The following is a 19,892-nucleotide window of genomic DNA, read 5'->3' as shown; positions in this document are numbered from 1 at the left end:
TTAAGCTTCTCGCTTAGCTCGTTTCTCTTCTTTTATTTCTTTGAAACGCTCAATTGCGGCACCGAACACCCAGTAAGGGATAACAAAAGTCAAAAGGAAAATCATTAGCCAGAAACCAATTGTTAAAATGGTTAAAAACGCTAAAAATCCCAGATATTGATCAAATTCAAACATAATTAGGTTTCATTTTTGTTGTATGGCAAAGATATGACCAAATAATAAACTTTACAATAGCAAAAGTGAGATTTATTAACAGCCTATTCAACACTATAAATACTAAACAGCCCTAATCAACAATTCTGCAGTTGCAGCATTAGTAGCTAATGGCACATTATGAACGTCGCACAAGCGCATTAACATTAGAATATCCGGCTCGTGAGGATGCTTATCCAAAGGGTCTCTGAAGAATAAAACCATATGGCACTTCCCTTCAGCAACCCTCGCTGCAATCTGTGCATCACCACCCAGTGGACCAGATAATAAGGCATCGACCTTAAATCCGGCCTTCATTACTTTTTCTCCTGTAGTTCCCGTTGATATAAGTGTAATATTTTTTTTGTTCAAAATATCACTATGTTCATTTAAAAACTGAACCATGTCAGCTTTTTTACCGTCATGAGCTATAATGGCTATTTCCATTCATAAATTTTTTACATGGTAATCGACTAAACCATCGATTGGTCTTCTTATAAAATTTCCAACCTTAAAGCTGTATTCCGTTGCAATTTCTAGGATTTCATCTTTTGAAAAATAGGCAATAGATCCTGCAAAATGTACAGGTACACCTGTATTTAGTTCTTCCCGAAACTGTAAAATCATATTCTCGGTGAATACCCTTATCCCAGATTTTATGAGCTCCTTAATATAATTTGAATCTTTATTCAAGAACATAAATTCCGCAAAATTTGCTAAATAAGCATTAGGGTTTGCCTGTTTGTATAAATTGAATTTTATATAATCTGGATCTAAATTGTACTTGTGTTCAAAAGCCAACTCAATGGTTTCTGGCATTTTCTTAAAATAGTAATCACGTATTAGTTGTTTACCAAAATAATTACCACTGGCATCGTCCATTAAAGTATAACCTAAGCTCTTTACGCGTTGATGTAAATTGTTACCGTCAAAATAACTACAATTAGAACCAGTACCCATAATACAGACTACAGCAGCTTCGGTATTGTGATTAAGAGATGCTCTTACGGCTGCCATTGTATCTTCCTGTACTTCAACATTTGCTAATGGGAACAAGAACTGAAGCACATGCGTAAGCATAGTTCTTGGTTTTTCTGTACCACACCCAGCTCCATAGAAAAATATGTGCGAAACATCAGACTTAAACTGCATTAATTCGTCACTTCCACTAATGATTTGCTTTATTTCAGTTTCTGTTAAAATTGCTGGATTAAGACCTTTTGTTCTTATTTTTTGTGCCAGTCTTTCACCTGAATTATCTATAGCTATCCAGTCGCATTTAGTGGAACCGCCATCGGTGATTAAAATCATAATTTATATTTAAAAAAAATCCGCAATGCTTAAAATATAATAGCACTGCGGAATTTCATAATTAATATCTAAGATTATTACGCACTAAAGGGTGTTGATTTTTTGGGCTAAATCCACCAACTTAGTAGAATATGCAAACTCATTGTCGTACCAAGATATCACTTTAAAGAATTTTGAATTTAACTCAATACCTGCACTTGCATCAAAAATACTTGTGCGTGTATCGCTTACAAAATCTTGAGATACTACTGGCTCTTCAGTATATCCCAAAACACCATTCATAGCTCCTTCTGATGCTGCCTTAAATGCTTTTTTTATGTCCTCATAAGAGGTTTCTTTTTGAAGTCTTACCGTTAAATCTACCACAGAAACATCAGCAGTTGGTACTCTAAATGCCATTCCTGTAAGTTTTCCATTTAATTTAGGAATAACTTTACCTACAGCTTTAGCTGCACCTGTTGTTGAAGGAATGATATTGGTCAATGCTGAACGGCCTAATCTATAATTTTTACGGGATGGGCCATCAACAGTAAGCTGGGTGGCTGTAGAAGCATGAATCGTAGTCATAAGAGCTTCTTCTATTCCAAAATTATCATCTAAGACTTTTGCTACAGGTGCTAAACAGTTTGTGGTACATGACGCATTGGAAACAATCTTATGATCTGCAGTAAGTTCATCATCATTAACACCCATTACAAACATAGGAGCATCTTTACTTGGTGCAGATATTGCAACTTTTTTTGCACCTGCATCAATATGATATTGTGCCGTTTCGAGGGTTGTAAAAATCCCTGTACATTCTGCTACCACATCAGTCCCGACTTCGTCCCACTTTAAATTTTTCGGGTCTCTTTCCGCTGTAACACGAATGGTCTTTCCGTCTACTACTAAGTGACCATCCTTAACCTCAACGGTTCCATCAAAACGACCATGTACTGAATCGTACTTTAACAAATATGCGAGATGTTCTACATCCAATAAATCATTGATTGCAACAACATCTACATCTGGACGTTTTACCGTTGCTCTAAATACTATTCTTCCTATTCTACCGAATCCGTTGATTCCTAATTTTAAATTTGACATTGTTCTCTTTTTTTAGTCTTTATATTGTCATTATGTCTGAAACCCTAAGTAGTTCCATGTTAATTTTTGATTTCCCTTTTACGGCTTGGTCAAATGGAGTCAGATCCATAATATCGTTCTTGAGACCTACCATAAAATTACTTTTACCAGTAATAAGTGACTCTACAGCCTTAACTCCCATACGACTCGCTAAAACACGATCAAAACATGAAGGATTTCCTCCTCTTTGCATGTGTCCTAAAACTGAAACACGAACTTCATATTCGGTCATATTTTCTTCAACATAATCTGCTAACTCAAATACGTTTTTACCTATTTTATCTCCTTCTGCTACAACAACAACACTAGAAGATTTACCTGAGGCTTTACTTCGCCTCAAAGAATCTAGCAACCTATCTAGACCTAAATCTTCTTCAGGTATTAAAATTTCTTCAGCACCAGCACCAACTCCTACATTAAGTGCAATATGACCAACATCACGTCCCATGACCTCAATGAAAAACAAGCGATTATGCGAACTGGCAGTATCTCTAATTTTGTCAATAGCATCTACAGCAGTGTTCAATGCCGTATCATAGCCAAGTGTGTGGGTTGTCCCAAAAATATCATTATCTATAGTCCCTGGAATTCCCATGACAGGAAAACCAAACTCCTGATTAAAAATCATGGCGCCTGTAAAACTACCGTCTCCTCCAATAACCACAAAGGCATCGATTTCAGCTTTCCTTAATGCATTGTAAGCTTTTTGGCGTCCTTCCTTAGTCCTAAAGTCTTGTGATCTTGCAGATTTGAGCATGGTACCACCTTTATTGATGATACCTTTTACACTACGGGCATCCATTTTTTCAAAATCACCTTCAATCATACCTTGGTATCCTCTGTAGCAACCATAACATTCTATATCGTGAAAGGCACAGGCTCTAACTACAGAACGAATAGCAGCATTCATACCTGGAGAGTCTCCTCCAGAAGTTAAGACCGCAACTTTTTTTATTGTGTGAAGCATTTTCCTTTTTATTTTTAGTAAAATTACTAAACAAAACACACAATATTATGACTTAAATCATAAAAAAAATAGGCCTAAATAAATTCAAACGTTTTCGTTAATAAATTTTTAAATAATAATGAAAAAATGCGTGATTTAAGACTTGGATTTTGTTTTCTTTTTCTTCATGGTAATGTATTCTGGCATAAAATCATCGTCTTCACCTTCTTGATTTTCATTGGCGTTTTCATTTTTCTTATCCTTTCTATTCTTTCCTGAAAAAATGATATCTATAAGTTCCTTAAATGTGTCAAATTCTACACTATAGGATAAACCTACACCTTGAGTGTAGCCTATTTCCTCTCCAAAGTTTCTGATGATATTTTCCCTGTTAAACACTTTAGCCCGTAATGTACCGTCTTCATTTAGTAACCAGTCGATCTGCACATCTCCTGTAATCGTGGTCTGCTGTGCTGTACCAAATGGTACACCTACGGTTCCATTCACTAAAACCCTATCGGAAATCTTAGTCTGTAGTGTTAATCCAACTCGACTATTGGTTTGTAGCTCTGGTGTATCCTGACCAAGCTCAAAATCTAGCCCTACCTGTAAATCACCATTGTTACCACCGAGAAGGTTATTTACGATACCGCTAAGTCGCTCTGCAATGGTTCCAGAAAAATCGAGACCACTAACTCCATTCGCAAAACTACCTGTGGCCAAAAATATTAAGGCTTGATTATCGCGTTCGTCCTTAGATGACAACCTATAATCTAGCTCTGATTTAACCGTAGAATTAACCGTTGGGAATCTGAAATCGAACTCTGGATCTGGCTGTTCTAACTGACCTGTTAAATGAATGATTACCTCAACAGGAATGGATTGGCTTATCGGATTATCTAATAATACTGATGGGTTGGCAGTAGCTTGGTAAACTGCTCTAATATCTATCTGGGCTTTTAAAGGGTCACCTTCCCAAACAATACTCCCTCCCTGCTCTACATCGAATCTTTTCTCTACAAGTCCGCGATATCTAAAATTATATAAGCCTTCAAAGACAGAGAAATCTCCCCACATATTAAACTTACCATTGGTATTTATTAAAAATACAAGGTTTCCTTCCCCTCTACCTTTTATAGTACTGCCTGAATCTTTATCAATAACAATTTCAATGGTTGCGTTTTGGTTAACATCCAAATCAAAATTAAGCTCTAATCCCTTCACTTCTATAGCTTCAACTATTTCCCCACTTACTCTAGCTTTTTTCTCTTCAGGACTTAAGAAGTGTATAAAAGAGTTGTCACCGAAGCTCTCAGAATCGTTCAACGGTATATTAAACTCTGTTCCTTGTGCCGTACTCCCTTCTACATCAATAATTAATTGGTCCGTTGGGCCTTTTATGGTAGCATCACCAGAAATAAATGCTGTACCATAATATAATTCATCTTCAGATTCTTCAGTATTTAAAACCAATAACCGATCTGTGGTGAGGTCTAAACCTAATTTCCAATCCGAAAAATTATCATGCTCAATGTAGCCGTTTAGATAGCCTTGTGAAAAATACTCAGAATCTGTCATAGCCACATTATTGAAAATAAATTGCTGCTTCCGCAATGAGACCTTAGAATCAAAATCAAAGCCGTAATCTACATTGAGATAAGGGATGGAAAGGCCAGCTCTATCGAGAAGTAACTCACCATCGATACTGGGCTTTTTTAGACTTCCCGTAACCTTGGCGTTTCCAGACACTTGACCTCTTATATTGCTAATAACACCTTCTCCTAAAGGGTTTAGTGGGTCGAGTAAAAACTCGTCGAAGATTACATCCAAATCTATGGTCGGTCTAGTTTTGGCAACATCTATGGCACCCTTTGCCGAAAACGACGTTAAATTATCATTCACCAAGGATACATCAACGCTATAGTCTGTGAGTGAATTGTTCCCTTCAACTTTTGTTGTTAGGTTTCCGAGATCATAATCGTTGACAAAAAGATTGTTGACCTCTATATTGGATTTTGGCAAATACACACCATTGCTTTGATTGAGATCAAACTTTCCGTTGACTATTCCATCAAGTGCCAAACTATCTATACGAGGTGTAATTTTAACCAATTCTACGTCCTTAAAATCAACCCTTATATTTTTGTTAATGCTATCGCTAATAATACCCGAAAGTTCAATTTCCTCATTCCCTTGGTTTATGGTAATCGGAAAAATATCAAACGACTTTAGTTCCTTATCAAAGCGTACCTTATTGAAATTATTTTTTTCTGAATTTACAAACCATTCATAGCCCTTGAATAATACATCTGACTTTCTAAAACCAATAATGGATTTGTTAGCTTCGTCAATGGTATAAAAAAGGTTAAGATTAAACTCATCTTTATTGTTTTTTCCACCTTTGAATTCAGTCTTAATCAGTAGAGTATCTCTTTTGGTGACATTAACCAATGTAAAATCCGATGCGTCATAAATACCAGCACTCAAACTATCAATTTCAATAAATGTATTGTATAATGGATTGTTATTGTTGACTTCGATATTGATATTATTTGCAAAATAATCCTGAAATTTAATCTCTGGTGAATTAAAGGTGAGTTCAAATCCTTTTTCGTCGGTCTCCACTCTTCCTTCGATAAAGGTATTTTTGCCTAAATACAAATCTTTGAAAAATACAGATGCAATCTTTGAATATACATTGAACCTAAAATCCATATACTGCCCTTCTTCAACCTCATACGGCACGTAATTGGCATATATGCTTCCCAGTGAATTTTCTGTCAGTTTTTGAATATCCCTAATTCTAAACTTTCCCTTTATTTTTCCTGTTATTATATCGGGTGAATTAATTGTCACGGTTCGTTCTTCTCCTTCAAATGATGACACGATATCAAAATCCTCGAATCTATATCTGCTATCTTGATTTTTATAGGTGGTATTTTTTATGTTTACGGCACCTCTTGCATTATCATATGTACTGCCCACTGCTGTTATATTCACAAGTCCTCTAAACTCTGAGATACTATCACGATCAACGAAGTTGAGTACTCTTAGGTTGGCATAACCGACGTTAGCCTTAAAATCGAATTGTTTTTGCTCTTCAGAAAAATCCACTAAGCCATTAAAATCCAATTGCAGGTTGGGATCGTCTGCTTTCAACCTTCCGTTAAAGATTTTATTCCCTAAATCACCAGAAATGGCAACTCCTTCGTATGTATAACTGTTGTAATCTAAACTAAAGACATCACCTTTAATATCTGTTCGCAGATTGTCGAGTGTAAACCCCTTACCATCAACATCGACATTAGCGGATACATATTTAGCCATGGGGTCATCTACTAGCTGTCCGATATCAAATTCATCAAAAACAACATTCCCAATATAACTTGCTTCATCAATATCGTCTATTTCGGTGAGTTCTAAATTAGATTTGATGAAACCTAAATCTGTATCAATAGCTATATCAGCATTTATCTGCTTGGTTGTAATTTGGGAGGTTCCGTTAACTCTGAAATTACCTACCTTAGATAGAACCGTCGGAATGGCATTGCCTAAAATTCTTGGCAATAGTGCCGTTAAGTCATTATAGTTAGATGCCAGATTTTTGAACTTGCCATCCAATGCAAAACTATCATCATCCTTACTAAAAAGATTCTTAAACTTAATATCACCTACGATTCTTGTATTTCTGGTTGTACTGACCTTGAGATTGTTGGCTGCCAAATCGTTTAGTGTACCTGATAAATCAACATTGAGACTGGCGCGTTGATTCTTTCCGAATTCATCAAAAAAAACATTAAGCTCAGTGAGCGATATTTGAGAATCCTTGAAACTAGCTGTTACATTTACTTTATCTGTAAAATCCTTTAAGTCCTCACGTTTATAGTCAAATCTTAGGTTACCTTTGAGCTCAGAATTTTGGGTTTTAATATCTAAATTCCCAAAACTCATATGGTTAAGCGTGTATTCGAAATTTGCCATTAAATTATCAACGACAATTCCTCTACTGTCCTTAAAACTAAATTTATTGATCCGACTGCTGACATCTGGCCCACTAATCAAAAAATTAGTCGTATTAATATTTAATTCCGTGAAATTAAATACTTCAGGAGTTTCAAGATTTTCGTCTACCAATCTAAAAATTCCGTTTTCTACCGATACGTCACTAGATGAGAATAAAAACTCACTTGGGCCTTCACGTGGATTATCATCTTCAAACTTATCTACAAAAACATCGAGGTTGGTGTCCTCTTCATCTTTGTATGTCTTAAGGTTAAATACGAGATTTTGAATATCGATATCTCCAAAATTCAGTTTACCGTTATATAGATTTTTAAAACTAACGATTGAGCTATTCAATTCTCCAATACTAATAAGCGTATCTTCCTGATGGTCTTTAATCAGAATTTCCTTGAGTTCAATATCGCCATTCAGCTGAAGCCCGACTTTTGCAATATTAATATTGGTTTTAAATTCTTCATTGACTTTCTTGGTGGCATATTTACCAAGTTTGGTTTGTACGGCAGGAATACCCAAAATCAAAAACACAATAAAAAACAGGAGCAGAATGATACCTGCTATTTTTCCTATTATTTTGAGTATTCTTTTGATACGGTTTGTAATTATGAATTGATGAAATCTTCACTAACTTTCTTCTGTAAGAACTAAAATTTTTTTGAAAAAATCTGCAAAATTTAGTTTTACATCAGGAACCACTTCGTTAGTACATTAATTGTTTTCGTTTGATTTATCAAATTTTCAAACTAAAAAATTCATGTACTTTTGCAACTACAGTACGTTGTAATATGCTACCTTAGACTATATCTGGTAAAATTAACAATTATTGTGCCTAATATCGCCTATGAAAAAAGAAAATATATACATCCTAGGTATTGAATCTTCTTGTGATGACACTTCGGCTGCTATATTATGTAACGACAAAATTTTGAGCAATGTTGTTGCCGACCAAAAAATCCATGCCGAATATGGTGGCGTTGTCCCAGAATTGGCCTCCAGAGCGCATCAACAGAACATTGTTCCAGTGGTACATCAAGCACTGGAAAAAGCCGGAATCACTAAAGACCAATTGAGTGCTATCGCCTTTACTCGTGGCCCAGGTCTTATGGGTTCTTTGCTTGTAGGCACGTCATTTGCAAAGTCTTTAGCTTATGGATTGAGCATCCCTTTAATCGATGTGAACCATATGCAAGCACATATACTGGCACACTTTATAGATGAAGAACATCACAACAAACCACCTTTTCCTTTTTTGGCGATGACCATTTCTGGCGGACACACCCAAATTGTGAAAGTGACCAATTATTTTGAAATGGAAGTTTTAGGAGAAACCATAGATGATGCTGTCGGTGAAGCTTATGATAAGAGTGGAAAGGTTTTAGGTTTGGGGTATCCTGCTGGTCCAGAAATTGATAAACGTGCTCAACTTGGTAACCCAAAGGCTTACCCATTTACCAAACCAAAAGTTGATGGCCTTAATTTTAGCTTCTCTGGTTTAAAAACAGGTATCTTGTATTTTGTGCAACGCGAAACCAAAGCCAATCCTGATTTTATTGCCGAGAACTTAAATGATATTTGTGCTTCTATTCAGTACACCATTATCGGTATTTTGATGGATAAACTAAAACTAGCTGTGAAGCAGACAGGTATAAAATATGTTGCTATTGGTGGCGGTGTGTCTGCGAATTCTGGTATTCGGAAAGCTTTAAAGGAAGCCGAAAAAAGACATGGTTGGACCACTTATATTCCAAAATTTGAATATACCACAGATAATGCGGCCATGATTGCCATTGTAGGCTATTTGAAATATTTAGAGCAGGATTTTTCGGATTTTGATGTAATGGCTACCGCGAGGTTGAAGATTTGATATGAAATCATTTTTTAAGAAACCATATACAATTCTCTGGATCTGCATTATTTCATTTGCTGTTTATCGGGAATTTAGATTATCAAAAAATGATATAGTTTATAATTATTACGACACCTATTTTGTAATTGCTCAAAGACACTACACAATACTTTTAGCAATAGTGTTGTTTGTAATTAGTTTAGTTTATTTATTTTCAGAAAAACTACACATAAAACTTTACCCTAGGCTCAATATTATTCATCTCACTTTGACCATTATACCAACATTAGCATCTCCACTTATAAAATTATACTATGAAAAGAAGTGTGGAGAATTCCCATTATTTGATTATTGTGATAATCTTGATTTTTACACCGAGATTTTAGTAGTTTCATTTTTGATAGCCCAACTCATACTTATAGTTAATTTATCAGTATCGATAATTAAAGTAATTCAAAGAAAAATCAAATGATTCTAAAACTAGTTTATATAGCCAATGTTATAGTTGCAGGTTGGATTGGCATTATGTCACTGTTTTATCCAAAGACTGCAGTAAGTATCATTTTTGAAAATGCTTATTCAAATTCAGAGTATATTCGATTAGTTGGTGCACTCTGGTTAAGCATTGCAATTCTATCTGTATTTGGACTTTTTAGACCACAAGCCTTTTCACCAGTATTAGTCTTACAATTAATTTACAAAAGCACTTGGCTTATGGTCGTCGCTATTCCTGCAATTATAAACCAAAACCCCTATCCGAAAGGAATGGCTATTTTCTTTTTAGTTTGGGTTGTCATACTCCCCTTTGTAATTCCTTGGAACTATTTATTCTCTAGCTAATTGTTAAAACATCTGTTGATAAGCAAATACCAATTACCTTAATTCCATTTTAAAATTTAGTTGATTTGTGTAACCCAAATCCTATTAAAATTTTATACGATGAAGCAATTATTAGTTTTACTACTCTTTATGCCACTTTTAAGTCTCTCTCAAGAATCCTTGGAGGAAGAACTCGATTCCGTAAGCTCAATTGAAGAAGCAAAATTCTTTGCTAAAACTTATAAGAAGGCTAACAAGAGTAAAGTCTTAACTTTTAATAAGGCAAAGCACAAAACACGATTGGCAGATGACCTTTTCAAGTTATCAAAGGGTGGTAAAAAAGTTGTGAAGAAAGATTATAAAAAAACCTACTATAAGATTATAGATAAAGAAAGAACACTCCATTACAGAGTGAGTTACATTTATTTTGATGGTCATAAAATGGCACTTGATGATATAAATTCTAAACGCTCTAAAATCATTTCGCAATACAAACAGGGTTATAAATTTGAAGCTTTAGCAAAAATACATTCTATGGGCCAAAACTCTAAAAGAGGTGGTGATTTGGGCTGGTTTCCCGAAGGGCAACTACATCCAGAATTTGAAGAAGCCATTAGATCCCATAATATCGAAGATATTTTCACTCTGGATATTAAGGAGGAGAATTGGTATTACGTCATTCTAAAAACTCACGATGCAAAGCCTATTGAAGAAATCACGGTTTTAAAATATACTGAAGTTACTGAATAATGCAATTGTTTTATAATCCTAATATTTCTGAGCATAGTGAGGAATTCGACTTCGATAAAGACGAAAGTCGACATATTGTAAAAGTGCTGCGTAAAAAAGTTGGAGATAACATTCATATTACCAATGGCCAGGGCTGGTTATTTGAAGCTCAGTTGACCTTAGCAGATATAAAACACTGCACCGTTGCCATTGTTTCTAAAACTTTGCAGCCAAAACGAAACTACAACTTGCATCTTGCGGTTGCACCTACCAAAATGAACGATCGCTACGAGTGGTTTTTAGAGAAAGCCACCGAAATAGGCATTGATGAAATTACACCGATTATTTGCGATAATAGCGAACGTAAAGTGGTAAAGTTAGAGCGTTTTGAAAAGATTATTCAATCGGCTATGAAACAATCCCTACAATGTTATTTGCCCAAACTTCATCAGCCTATAACATTTAAAGATTTTATAAATCAAGATATCGCAAGTCAGAAGTTTATAGCACATTGTGAGGATACAGGTCGAAAATCTCTCAAATCTGAACTAGTTTCAACTAAAAATATCACCATTTTAATTGGTCCGGAAGGCGATTTTAGCAGAAACGAAATCTCACTAGCACTTAAGGACAATTTTATTCCAGTGACCTTGGGTGATACCCGACTAAGAACAGAAACTGCCGCAATAGTATCATGTAGCTTAATTAATTATTTAAACAAGTAGTTTTTTAATATGTATTTTATCAATAGCCTTGTTAACAAAAAACTTAACTTATTAACAACTAGATTGTTAAAGATCTGTTGAGATTGTAGTTCCAAAATTCTAGGTTGATTAACTTTTTTTACAAACCTTTGTAATTGAGAAAGACCTAAAACCACTTATCTCTTTTTGTGTTAGAGCCAAGATAGCAATAGGTCTGTTTAAAGTTAAAGCCTCTCCTGTTGTATTGAAGAGGTTTTTTCTTATATACAAATTTAAAAATCTTGTATTTAAAAACAATTAAGTATTTATACTAGTTTTACACATCTACCTTTATTAACAAACCAACTCATGAGATAATATATTTAAAATTAAATTTCTTCCATATTTGCGCCGGTAATATCTAGATTACTATTCTCAATGACAACTATTAAGGATAAATCGTCCGAAGACGCAACGATTTCTGGCACTATGATAGACCCTTTGCCAGAATTAGATTCTAGCTTAAAACGCTGCTCATTAACAACAATATTAGTATTGGTGAGTTCGCGATTTCTATTTTCACCACGTTTCACAGAGGTTTTACGTTCATTAATAACCAAAATTGTTCGTATATAAGTATCGTCAAGATTCCCTACTACTTTGTAATTGAAATTTACAATAGCTTCAGATTTAGAAACTTCAGTCAAGGAAACACTATTCAAATTATCAGTTTTAGAATACTTTCCAATCTTTTGATTTAACAAGCGTCTGTCAGAACCTACAATATGTTCCTGCCCATTAATTACCAATTGAGGTGTGTAGATGGTACTACTATTAAACTTAATACCATAATCACGCTGTCTTTCAGTATATACAGATTTACTAAAAGGGTCTTTCCAACCTATATAATTCCAATAATCCACATGATAAGATAAAGCAATGATATTATCGCTCTTTACTTCGTTCAAAAGTCGGTCTGCTGGCGGACAACTCGAACAGCCTTGTGAGGTAAATAATTCAAGCACTATTATATTACTGGAAGTAGTAGGTTTATCCTTAAACAATGAAAAAATAAATACAGGAATTATAAATAATGTTAAGAGAATAGACTTCATAGGATTTCTTTTTTACATTTGAAATATGAACCTTCAGTCGAAAAAAACAAGACCACTTACATTGCTCATAGGAATTATGATGAGTTTAACAAGTGCTCAGCTTATAGCTCAAGATGTTGCTGTATTAAAGTATAAAGGTGGTGGAGATTGGTACAGTAATCCTACAGCCTTACCAAATTTGGTTAAATATTGTAATGATAATATTGATACTAATATCAATGAGAATATCCAAACGGTTGAAGTGGGCAGTATTGATATTTTTCAATTCCCATTGTTGCATATGACAGGTCATGGCAATGTGTTTTTTAGCGATGATGATGCCGAAAACTTAAGAAAGTACTTGATTTCTGGTGGATTTCTTCACATCGATGACAATTACGGTATGGAGCCTTATATTACCAAAGAACTAAAAAAAGTGTTTCCAAATAATGAATTAAGAGAAATACCCAAAAATCACGAAATCTTTAATTCGGCATATAATTTCCCGAATGGTTTACCAAAAATCCATGAGCACGATGGTAAAGCACCTCAAGCCCTAGGTATTTTTCATGAAAATCGATTGGTACTCTTATTCACATTTGAAAGTGATTTGGGAGATGGTTGGGAAGACCAAGAAGTACACAATGATCCTGAAGATGTACGCGAGAAAGCCCTAAAAATGGGCGCCAATATTGTAAAATATGCCTTCTCTAATTGACGATTGTAGATTTACAATTTTAGAACCCATAAATCGTAAATCATAATTCATAAATCTGGAATCAGTTTGCAACTCAGCCACTACAACTCAAACTTCAAAAAACAAAAGCATCCCATTACCTTGATTTGTGATAACATTAGTAATGCACCAAATATTGGCTCTCTATTTCGTATTGCAGACGCTTTTAATATTGAAGAGATTGTATTCTACGGTGATACTATTCCTATTGGAAAGCGCATGTCCAAGACATCGCGCTCTACGGAGAAGTATGTCAATTATAGAATTGATAATGATATTAATAGTGTCATCAACAAACTCAAAACTAAACACTTTATAATCGCTTTAGAGATTACTGAAAACAGTATAGAATTAACTAAGTTCAAGTTAAATACGAATCAACCAATTGTGCTTGTCATTGGTGATGAAAACTTTGGGATTTCAGAATCTGTTTTAGAGCAGTGTGATGCCATAGTGCATATCAATATGTATGGGACTAATAGTAGTATGAATGTCGTACAAGCTACCAGTATAGGGTTATACGAAATTACCAAACAGCTTAATTCATGAAATTTATCTCGCTGTTCCGATAGTTATCGGAATTTTTTCAGCATCTTTGAGTTATGAACTCAAAAATCATCGCTAATGGTATTCTAAGAGCTTTAGGCATTCTGGTTGCCATAACCTTGGTTTTGTTTTTTCTCTACAAAATCCAATCGGTCATCGTTTACATCGCCGTAGCAGCTGTGATTTCGTTGATAGGGCGACCCATCATCTTGTTTTTAAGACGCAAGCTGAAATTCAATAATACCTTAGCCGTAATAGTTACAATGATTTTATTTGTTGGTATATTACTAAGCTTAATAAGTATGTTTATTCCACTTATTGCTGACCAAGGAAAAAATCTGGCCTTATTGGATTTTCAACAATTAGAACGAAATGTCGACGACCTCTACCAACAGATTATCACTTATTTTGAGTTTAACAATATCGATGTTGAGCAATCCATAAAAGATTCTAACCTACTATCGAAATTGGATTTTTCTCTAATCCCCAACTTTTTTAATGGTATAGTTAGTGGTTTAGGCAGTTTTAGTATAGGACTGTTCTCTGTTCTATTCATTTCATTTTTCTTTTTAAAGGACAGTCAACTCTTCGAAAATGGTATCATGATATTTGTTCCCGATGGTAAAGAAATGCGCTCAAGACATTCATGGAATAAAATAAAAGATCTTTTATCGCGCTATTTTGTTGGGCTTATATTCCAAATCTTAATTCTTTTTGTAATCTACACCATCGTATTATTGGTTTTTAGAATCGATAATGCCTTAGTTATTGCCTTTTTATGTGCATTGCTCAACTTAGTTCCTTATGTTGGGCCTTTGGTTAGTGGTTTCTTAATGCTCTTACTAAGTATGTCCAGTAATTTGGGCGAAAGTTTTAGTGACGTGATTTTGCCAAAAACGACCTATGTCATGATAGGATTTATCATAGCACAATTAGTTGATAATTTCTTTAGTCAACCTTTTATTTTTTCAAAGAGTGTCAAATCTCATCCTTTAGAAATATTCCTTGTTATTATCATTGCAGGAATTCTATTCGGCATTGTGGGAATGATTGTTGCTGTTCCTGCTTATACTGCCATAAAAGTGATATTAAAAGAGTTCTTATCGGAATACAAAATCGTGAATAAACTTACAAAAGGATTATAAGTAATAGCAATTAAAAATATGAAGAGAGTCGGTTTAGTTATATTTTTTGCTCTAGTCATTTTAGGCTGTAAAGAAGACAGCAAAAAAAATAAAATTACCATTACACCTGAACCAATCGGAGTCAACAATATGGCTTATAAATGGGGAAGAATGGCACTCACAGCAACTGCGAATGACACTGAACGTTTTCAACCCAGACCAACAGTGACATCACGTTACTTAGGATTAATATTTGTAGCTGTTTTTGATGCATGGTCACGATATGACGAAAAAGCGATTCCTGTTTATTTAAAAAATGTAGAAAGAAGACCAGAAAATGAATGTACACTAAAAAATAAAGAAATCGCAATCAGTTATGCGGCATTTAGAGCAATGAATGAATACTACTATTCTGATAAAGCTTTATTTGCAGATTTCATGACAGAATTAGGCTTAGATCCCAATAACAATAGTCTTGATCCTAATTCACCAGAAGGTATTGGTAACCTAGCAGCAAAAGCAGTCATAGAAGCGCGTAAAGGAGATGGTGCAAATCAGTATGGAGAAGAAGCTGGATCTAATGGAGAAGCTTATTTTAATTATGTTGGATATGAACCTGTTAATTCTGCAGATAATAATGTTGATGCCAACCGTTGGCAACCAAAATACTTTTCTGATGGTAAAGGTGGGAAGTTTGCACCTGGATGCCTAACCCCTTATTGGGACAAGGTTAAACCTATTGCATTAAAATCTGGAGATCAATTTAGACCTGGCCCACCGCCAATGATTGGTTCAGAACAATTGGAAATTGAAGTAAAAGAGGTCATTCAAATGCAAGCAAATCTTACGGATTATCAAAAAGCTTTAGTAGAGTTTATGCGTGATGGCCCACAATCAGTACAACAAGCAGGACATTGGCTAAAATTTGCTCAAGATGTATCAAGAAGAGATACTCATACGCTTGACCAAGATGTCAAAATGTATTTTTATAATCAAGTGGTCGCAATGGATGCATTTATTGCATCTTGGGATTCGAAAATGTATTATGACTATGCCAGACCGTATGCATTAGTTCATGAATATTATGATAATCAAAAGATAAAAGCTTGGGGTGGTGAAGGTAAAGGTATGATTGAAATTGATGGAGAGCAATGGCGGCCTTATTCTCCAGAAACGTTTTTGTGTCCGCCTTTCCCGAGTTATGTTTCAGGACATAGCACAATAAGTGGAGGTTGTGGTGAAGCATTGAAAATCTGGACAGGAAGTGATGAATTTGGCTCGAGTGCACAGTTGGTTGCAGGCGCAATGACTGAACCCAATAATCTAGGAGATACTATAACATTAGAGTTTCCAACTTTTACAGAAACTGCCGAAATGGCCGGAATTTCAAGAGTTTTAGGTGGATATCATATCCAAGCTGATAATGTAGCTGGATTAGAATTAGGAAGGCAAGTCGCCAAGGAAGTTTGGAAATTCTATAAAAAACATATTGGAGCGCAATAACTTAAAGTAATCTTGAATTTAAATCTTCTAAATATTGAAATTCAAAACTTTATAAACTCAAATTTAGATTCAGACATTTCTAGTTTATTATTGAGAGGCATCTATTTTGAAGGTACATCTTCACAAGAAATCGTTGAACAAATTGAAGCCAAAAAGCGGAGCAAAAAGAAGTTGCCTACTTGGTTCAATGCCCAAAATATTTACTACCCTAACAAACTTAACATAGAGCAAACCTCATCTGAAGTCACCGCCAAGTATAAAGCTGATTTAGTTACAGGAAATACCTTAATCGACCTTACTGGTGGCTTTGGTGTGGATGCTTATTGTTTTTCAAGAAAAATTGAATCAGTTACCCATTGCGAAATTAATGTAGAGCTCTCTAAAATCGTTTCGCACAACTACCAACAGCTTCATGCCAATAATATTATTTGCCTTAAAGAAAGTGGCATAGACGCCCTAAAGCGAATTGATAAAGCGTTTGATTGGATATATATTGACCCTTCGCGAAGAGACGGTTCAAAACAAAAAGTATTTTTACTGTCTGATTGTACTCCAAATGTAAAGCTGTTTCAAGGTTTGTTTTTGAAGTATGCTAAAAACGTATTGATTAAAACCTCACCATTGCTCGATATTAAAGCAACTACGAACGATTTAAAATTTATTAAGGAACTGCATATTGTGGCCGTAGATAACGAAGTCAAGGAATTATTATGGGTTTTAGAACGGAATAGCGAAACTGAATTCATTATCAAGACTATAAATATTTCAAAATCAATACATCAAGCTTTTGAATTTAAGTATAATGAAGAAGCCACTACTTTAGTTGAATATTCAAAACCACTCGCCTACTTGTATGAGCCAAATTCGGCAATTTTAAAAGCTGGTGCTTTTAATTCTGTCAGTAGTGCATTTAAGGTTAGTAAGCTTCATAAACATTCACATTTATATACTTCCGAAAAGCTAATAGATTTTCCTGGTAGACGATTTAAGATAGAAAAAATAATCCCTTTCAACAAAAAGGCATTTGCAAAAGAGAAGATTGATAAAGCCAATGTTACCACAAGAAATTTTCCACTTTCCGTAGGTGATATTCGAAAAAAACTAAGAATAAAAGATGGTGGGCAGTGTTATCTTTTTTTTACAACTGACAAGAGTAACTCAAAAATTATTATTATTTGCTCTAAAGCCTTGTAGGTGTATTAGAAACTATTTGATTATTAATGTCAATTTCTATATCATATACCATACAAGTGCCCATTTTCAATACTACTGCTATATCATCTGTCGTAGAAACATTGCTGTTAAGAGAGAATGTGATATCACCCTCTGGAAAACTTGCCCAAGATGTTGTAGTATTAGCTTGAATGCTTAACATTTCTACCAAAACCGTACCTTCTGTATCCAGTACAAGCAAATCAAAGGCTTCAGTACTATTATTGATAACTCTTGCAGCGGGATCTTGATTTACGCAAGGTTCACTTAATTGTGAATGGGTAACTTCTTGTAAACTATCATTGAAGTCCAAGTCAGATGCACAGGCAGTTAGCATCAAAGTAAGACACAAAATTTGTGTCAATTTAAGTAGGTTTTTCATTTGGTTAATATTTTTATTGTCACAGAATTAGCTATGACAATCAATTTGGGACTTCAAACATATAAAACTATATTGAATTGTCGATAAAAAGTCTTAAATATTCGATGAAATACAATTCATTTAAACTTAAATATTGTCGAATCAGTAAAAGCATAACAAACGGACTCATCAGGATTTGCTCTGGTATTTAAACCTGTAAACAGGCTAAAAGCTGGAAGTATCAATTGCTTCGACGTTATTTGATAGCATGGTAGTTTCAACTTCTGTTTACCTTTTCCTTTTATCAAAATACCTGGATGTGTATGACCTGAAATCATAAACGATTCATAATTTCGTTCTAAATTATCATGAACAAATGTAAATGGGCTAACAACCAACTCCTTTACTACTTTAATGTTCAAATCATCCATTAAACGTTTACGTTTAGATAACCTATCATGATTACCTTTTACTAAAACAAGCTTTAAACCTTGAAACTGCGCTAACCATGACTTAAATGTCACCATATCACTATTGGTCTCTGCATGAAATAAATCACCTACTATCAGTAATTTTTTGACTCTAAAATGAAGTATCAACTGTTCTAATCGCTTTAAATCTTTTTGTAAGATACCATCTGGCATTGGAATACCATGCTTTCTGAAATGTGCTGTTTTACCTATATGAATGTCCGAGAGAATTAAAGTGTTCTGACTTTCCCAAAAGATGGCACGTTGATTGGTTAACGTTAAAACCTCATCTAGTATGGTGATATTTTCGGTTACTATTTTCAAATCAAAAGTGAAATTCGTCAATTCGAGTGGTTTTTTGAAATTAAAAATGAGGAAAATAATATCGAGGATAGAATTTCATGTTATTCTCGATACATTTTCATTTCACAAGGTGAAATGAAAATACTCGAACTGACCTTCTAATCAATTTTAAAAGCTTGTTCTTTAATACGTTGTATCCGTTTATCTAAATTCTCATTACTCATAGTGCCCCTAAGACTATCTACTTTAAGTGGAAAACTCAATGGTGTAAAAGACTTTGCATGCTTTACAATGATTTTACTTTTTGAAATACGTTTAAAAGCTTGTTGTAATCTTGCTTCTTCCAGTTGCTGATTAAATACCTCCGTATAAGCTTGTCGCAATAATAAATTATCCTGCTCATAATCTTCTAATACTCTAAAAATAAGTCCTGAAGATGATTGTAAACTCTTATTGTTTTTTCGAGTTCCAGGTTGTGATTGCACTACCAACCCTGCAATCACAGCAATATCCCTGAACTTACGTGATGCCATTTCTGAGGCATTAATACTGGCAATAACATCATCCATTAAATTATCCTTGTTCAACAATGCTTCAACATTATTCTCATCCACAGGAATCGGTTGGTCACTTAGTAACTCAAACCCATAATCGTTCATAGCTATAGTAAAAGTAATCTGCTTTAGTTTACTAATACGATACGCAACCAACGCTGAGAATACTTCATGTACTAAACGACCTTCAAAAGGATACATGAACAAATGATAACCGTCTTTAGTTTCAATCAATTCTACCAAAAACTCATCAGATTTCGGAATATGTGAATGCTGGTGTTGCCGACTCACCAAAGGGTTTAAAAATCGCAATTCCTT

Annotated in this window: 18 protein-coding genes and 1 pseudogene; 9 read left to right on the top strand and 10 right to left on the bottom strand. The window is 34.5% G+C overall.

All coding sequences use genetic code 11. From position 1 onward, the window contains the following. From Q0992_RS08150 to Q0992_RS08125, 6 genes are all read right to left on the bottom strand, one after another. Entirely contained in the window at positions 1 to 174 is a 174-nt protein-coding gene (locus Q0992_RS08150) for a hypothetical protein (RefSeq protein WP_299522239.1), read from the bottom strand. A gap of 102 nt (positions 175 to 276) precedes the next feature. Continuing rightward, the gene (locus Q0992_RS08145; protein ID WP_299522236.1) at positions 277 to 639 is read right to left on the bottom strand and encodes a methylglyoxal synthase; all 363 of its coding nucleotides are present in this window, start codon (positions 637 to 639) and stop codon (positions 277 to 279) included. Continuing rightward, on the bottom strand, positions 640 to 1,503 hold the full coding sequence (locus Q0992_RS08140; RefSeq protein WP_299522233.1) for an N-acetylglucosamine kinase: 864 nt from the start codon (positions 1,501 to 1,503) through the stop codon (positions 640 to 642). It abuts the gene before it with no gap. An 84-nt stretch (positions 1,504 to 1,587) separates the two neighbouring features. Then, complete coding sequence (gene gap / locus Q0992_RS08135; RefSeq protein ID WP_299522230.1) at positions 1,588 to 2,589, bottom strand: type I glyceraldehyde-3-phosphate dehydrogenase; 1,002 nt, start codon at positions 2,587 to 2,589, stop codon at positions 1,588 to 1,590. A 19-nt stretch (positions 2,590 to 2,608) separates the two neighbouring features. Next, positions 2,609 to 3,595, bottom strand: a complete 987-nt coding sequence (gene pfkA / locus Q0992_RS08130; protein ID WP_299522227.1) for a 6-phosphofructokinase — start codon at positions 3,593 to 3,595, stop codon at positions 2,609 to 2,611. 135 nt (positions 3,596 to 3,730) lie between these two features. Then, positions 3,731 to 8,110 (bottom strand): translocation/assembly module TamB domain-containing protein, encoded by a 4,380-nt coding sequence (locus Q0992_RS08125; RefSeq protein ID WP_299522224.1) that lies wholly within the window; start codon positions 8,108 to 8,110, stop codon positions 3,731 to 3,733. Positions 8,111 to 8,435: 325 nt separating this feature from the next. On the opposite strand from Q0992_RS08125, the gene tsaD reads away from it, so the two are divergent. The 4 genes from tsaD (at position 8,436) to Q0992_RS08105 (ending at position 11,713) form a co-directional block, all read left to right on the top strand. Further along, positions 8,436 to 9,458, top strand: a complete 1,023-nt coding sequence (gene tsaD / locus Q0992_RS08120) for a tRNA (adenosine(37)-N6)-threonylcarbamoyltransferase complex transferase subunit TsaD (protein ID WP_299522221.1) — start codon at positions 8,436 to 8,438, stop codon at positions 9,456 to 9,458. A 450-nt stretch (positions 9,459 to 9,908) separates the two neighbouring features. After that, complete coding sequence (locus Q0992_RS08115; protein WP_299522218.1) at positions 9,909 to 10,280, top strand: hypothetical protein; 372 nt, start codon at positions 9,909 to 9,911, stop codon at positions 10,278 to 10,280. A 99-nt stretch (positions 10,281 to 10,379) separates the two neighbouring features. Beyond that, the gene (locus tag Q0992_RS08110) at positions 10,380 to 11,009 is read left to right on the top strand and encodes a peptidylprolyl isomerase (RefSeq protein ID WP_299522215.1); all 630 of its coding nucleotides are present in this window, start codon (positions 10,380 to 10,382) and stop codon (positions 11,007 to 11,009) included. Continuing rightward, positions 11,009 to 11,713, top strand: a complete 705-nt coding sequence (locus tag Q0992_RS08105) for a 16S rRNA (uracil(1498)-N(3))-methyltransferase (RefSeq protein ID WP_299522212.1) — start codon at positions 11,009 to 11,011, stop codon at positions 11,711 to 11,713. Before Q0992_RS08110 ends, Q0992_RS08105 begins: the two co-directional genes overlap by 1 nt. Positions 11,714 to 12,060: 347 nt before the next feature. Here Q0992_RS08105 and Q0992_RS08100 read toward each other — a convergent pair whose 3' ends face one another. Further along, positions 12,061 to 12,786: a thioredoxin family protein gene (locus Q0992_RS08100; protein ID WP_299522209.1), complete on the bottom strand. Its 726-nt coding sequence runs from the start codon at positions 12,784 to 12,786 to the stop codon at positions 12,061 to 12,063. Positions 12,787 to 12,862: 76 nt separating this feature from the next. Between Q0992_RS08100 and Q0992_RS08095 the strand changes: the two genes are divergently transcribed. The 5 genes from Q0992_RS08095 (at position 12,863) to Q0992_RS08075 (ending at position 17,868) form a co-directional block, all read left to right on the top strand. Next, the gene (locus Q0992_RS08095; protein ID WP_299522539.1) at positions 12,863 to 13,483 is read left to right on the top strand and encodes a DUF4159 domain-containing protein; all 621 of its coding nucleotides are present in this window, start codon (positions 12,863 to 12,865) and stop codon (positions 13,481 to 13,483) included. Positions 13,484 to 13,549: 66 nt separating this feature from the next. Continuing rightward, entirely contained in the window at positions 13,550 to 14,050 is a 501-nt protein-coding gene (locus Q0992_RS08090; protein ID WP_299522206.1) for a TrmH family RNA methyltransferase, read from the top strand. Between the two features lie 53 nt (positions 14,051 to 14,103). Continuing rightward, positions 14,104 to 15,192 (top strand): AI-2E family transporter, encoded by a 1,089-nt coding sequence (locus Q0992_RS08085; protein ID WP_299522203.1) that lies wholly within the window; start codon positions 14,104 to 14,106, stop codon positions 15,190 to 15,192. A gap of 18 nt (positions 15,193 to 15,210) precedes the next feature. Continuing rightward, positions 15,211 to 16,674 (top strand): vanadium-dependent haloperoxidase, encoded by a 1,464-nt coding sequence (locus Q0992_RS08080; RefSeq protein WP_299522200.1) that lies wholly within the window; start codon positions 15,211 to 15,213, stop codon positions 16,672 to 16,674. 12 nt (positions 16,675 to 16,686) lie between these two features. Further along, positions 16,687 to 17,868 (top strand): class I SAM-dependent methyltransferase, encoded by a 1,182-nt coding sequence (locus Q0992_RS08075; protein ID WP_299522197.1) that lies wholly within the window; start codon positions 16,687 to 16,689, stop codon positions 17,866 to 17,868. Here Q0992_RS08075 and Q0992_RS08070 read toward each other — a convergent pair. From Q0992_RS08070 to Q0992_RS08060, 3 genes and pseudogenes are all read right to left on the bottom strand, one after another. Further along, complete coding sequence (locus Q0992_RS08070; protein ID WP_299522194.1) at positions 17,855 to 18,268, bottom strand: hypothetical protein; 414 nt, start codon at positions 18,266 to 18,268, stop codon at positions 17,855 to 17,857. The genes Q0992_RS08075 and Q0992_RS08070 overlap by 14 nt on opposite strands. A gap of 116 nt (positions 18,269 to 18,384) precedes the next feature. Beyond that, positions 18,385 to 19,062, bottom strand: coding sequence for a ligase-associated DNA damage response endonuclease PdeM (gene pdeM / locus Q0992_RS08065; RefSeq protein ID WP_299522192.1), 678 nt, complete (start codon positions 19,060 to 19,062; stop codon positions 18,385 to 18,387). 116 nt (positions 19,063 to 19,178) lie between these two features. Next, a pseudogene (locus Q0992_RS08060) lies at positions 19,179 to 19,892 on the bottom strand (DNA ligase-associated DEXH box helicase); the annotation flags it as partial.

It is taken from the genome of Winogradskyella sp., from assembly GCF_028289625.1.
In the GTDB taxonomy this organism is placed as follows: domain Bacteria; phylum Bacteroidota; class Bacteroidia; order Flavobacteriales; family Flavobacteriaceae; genus Winogradskyella.
The sequence above is the reverse complement of the archived record's forward strand: the minus strand, read 5'-3'. Positions and strand labels throughout refer to the sequence as shown.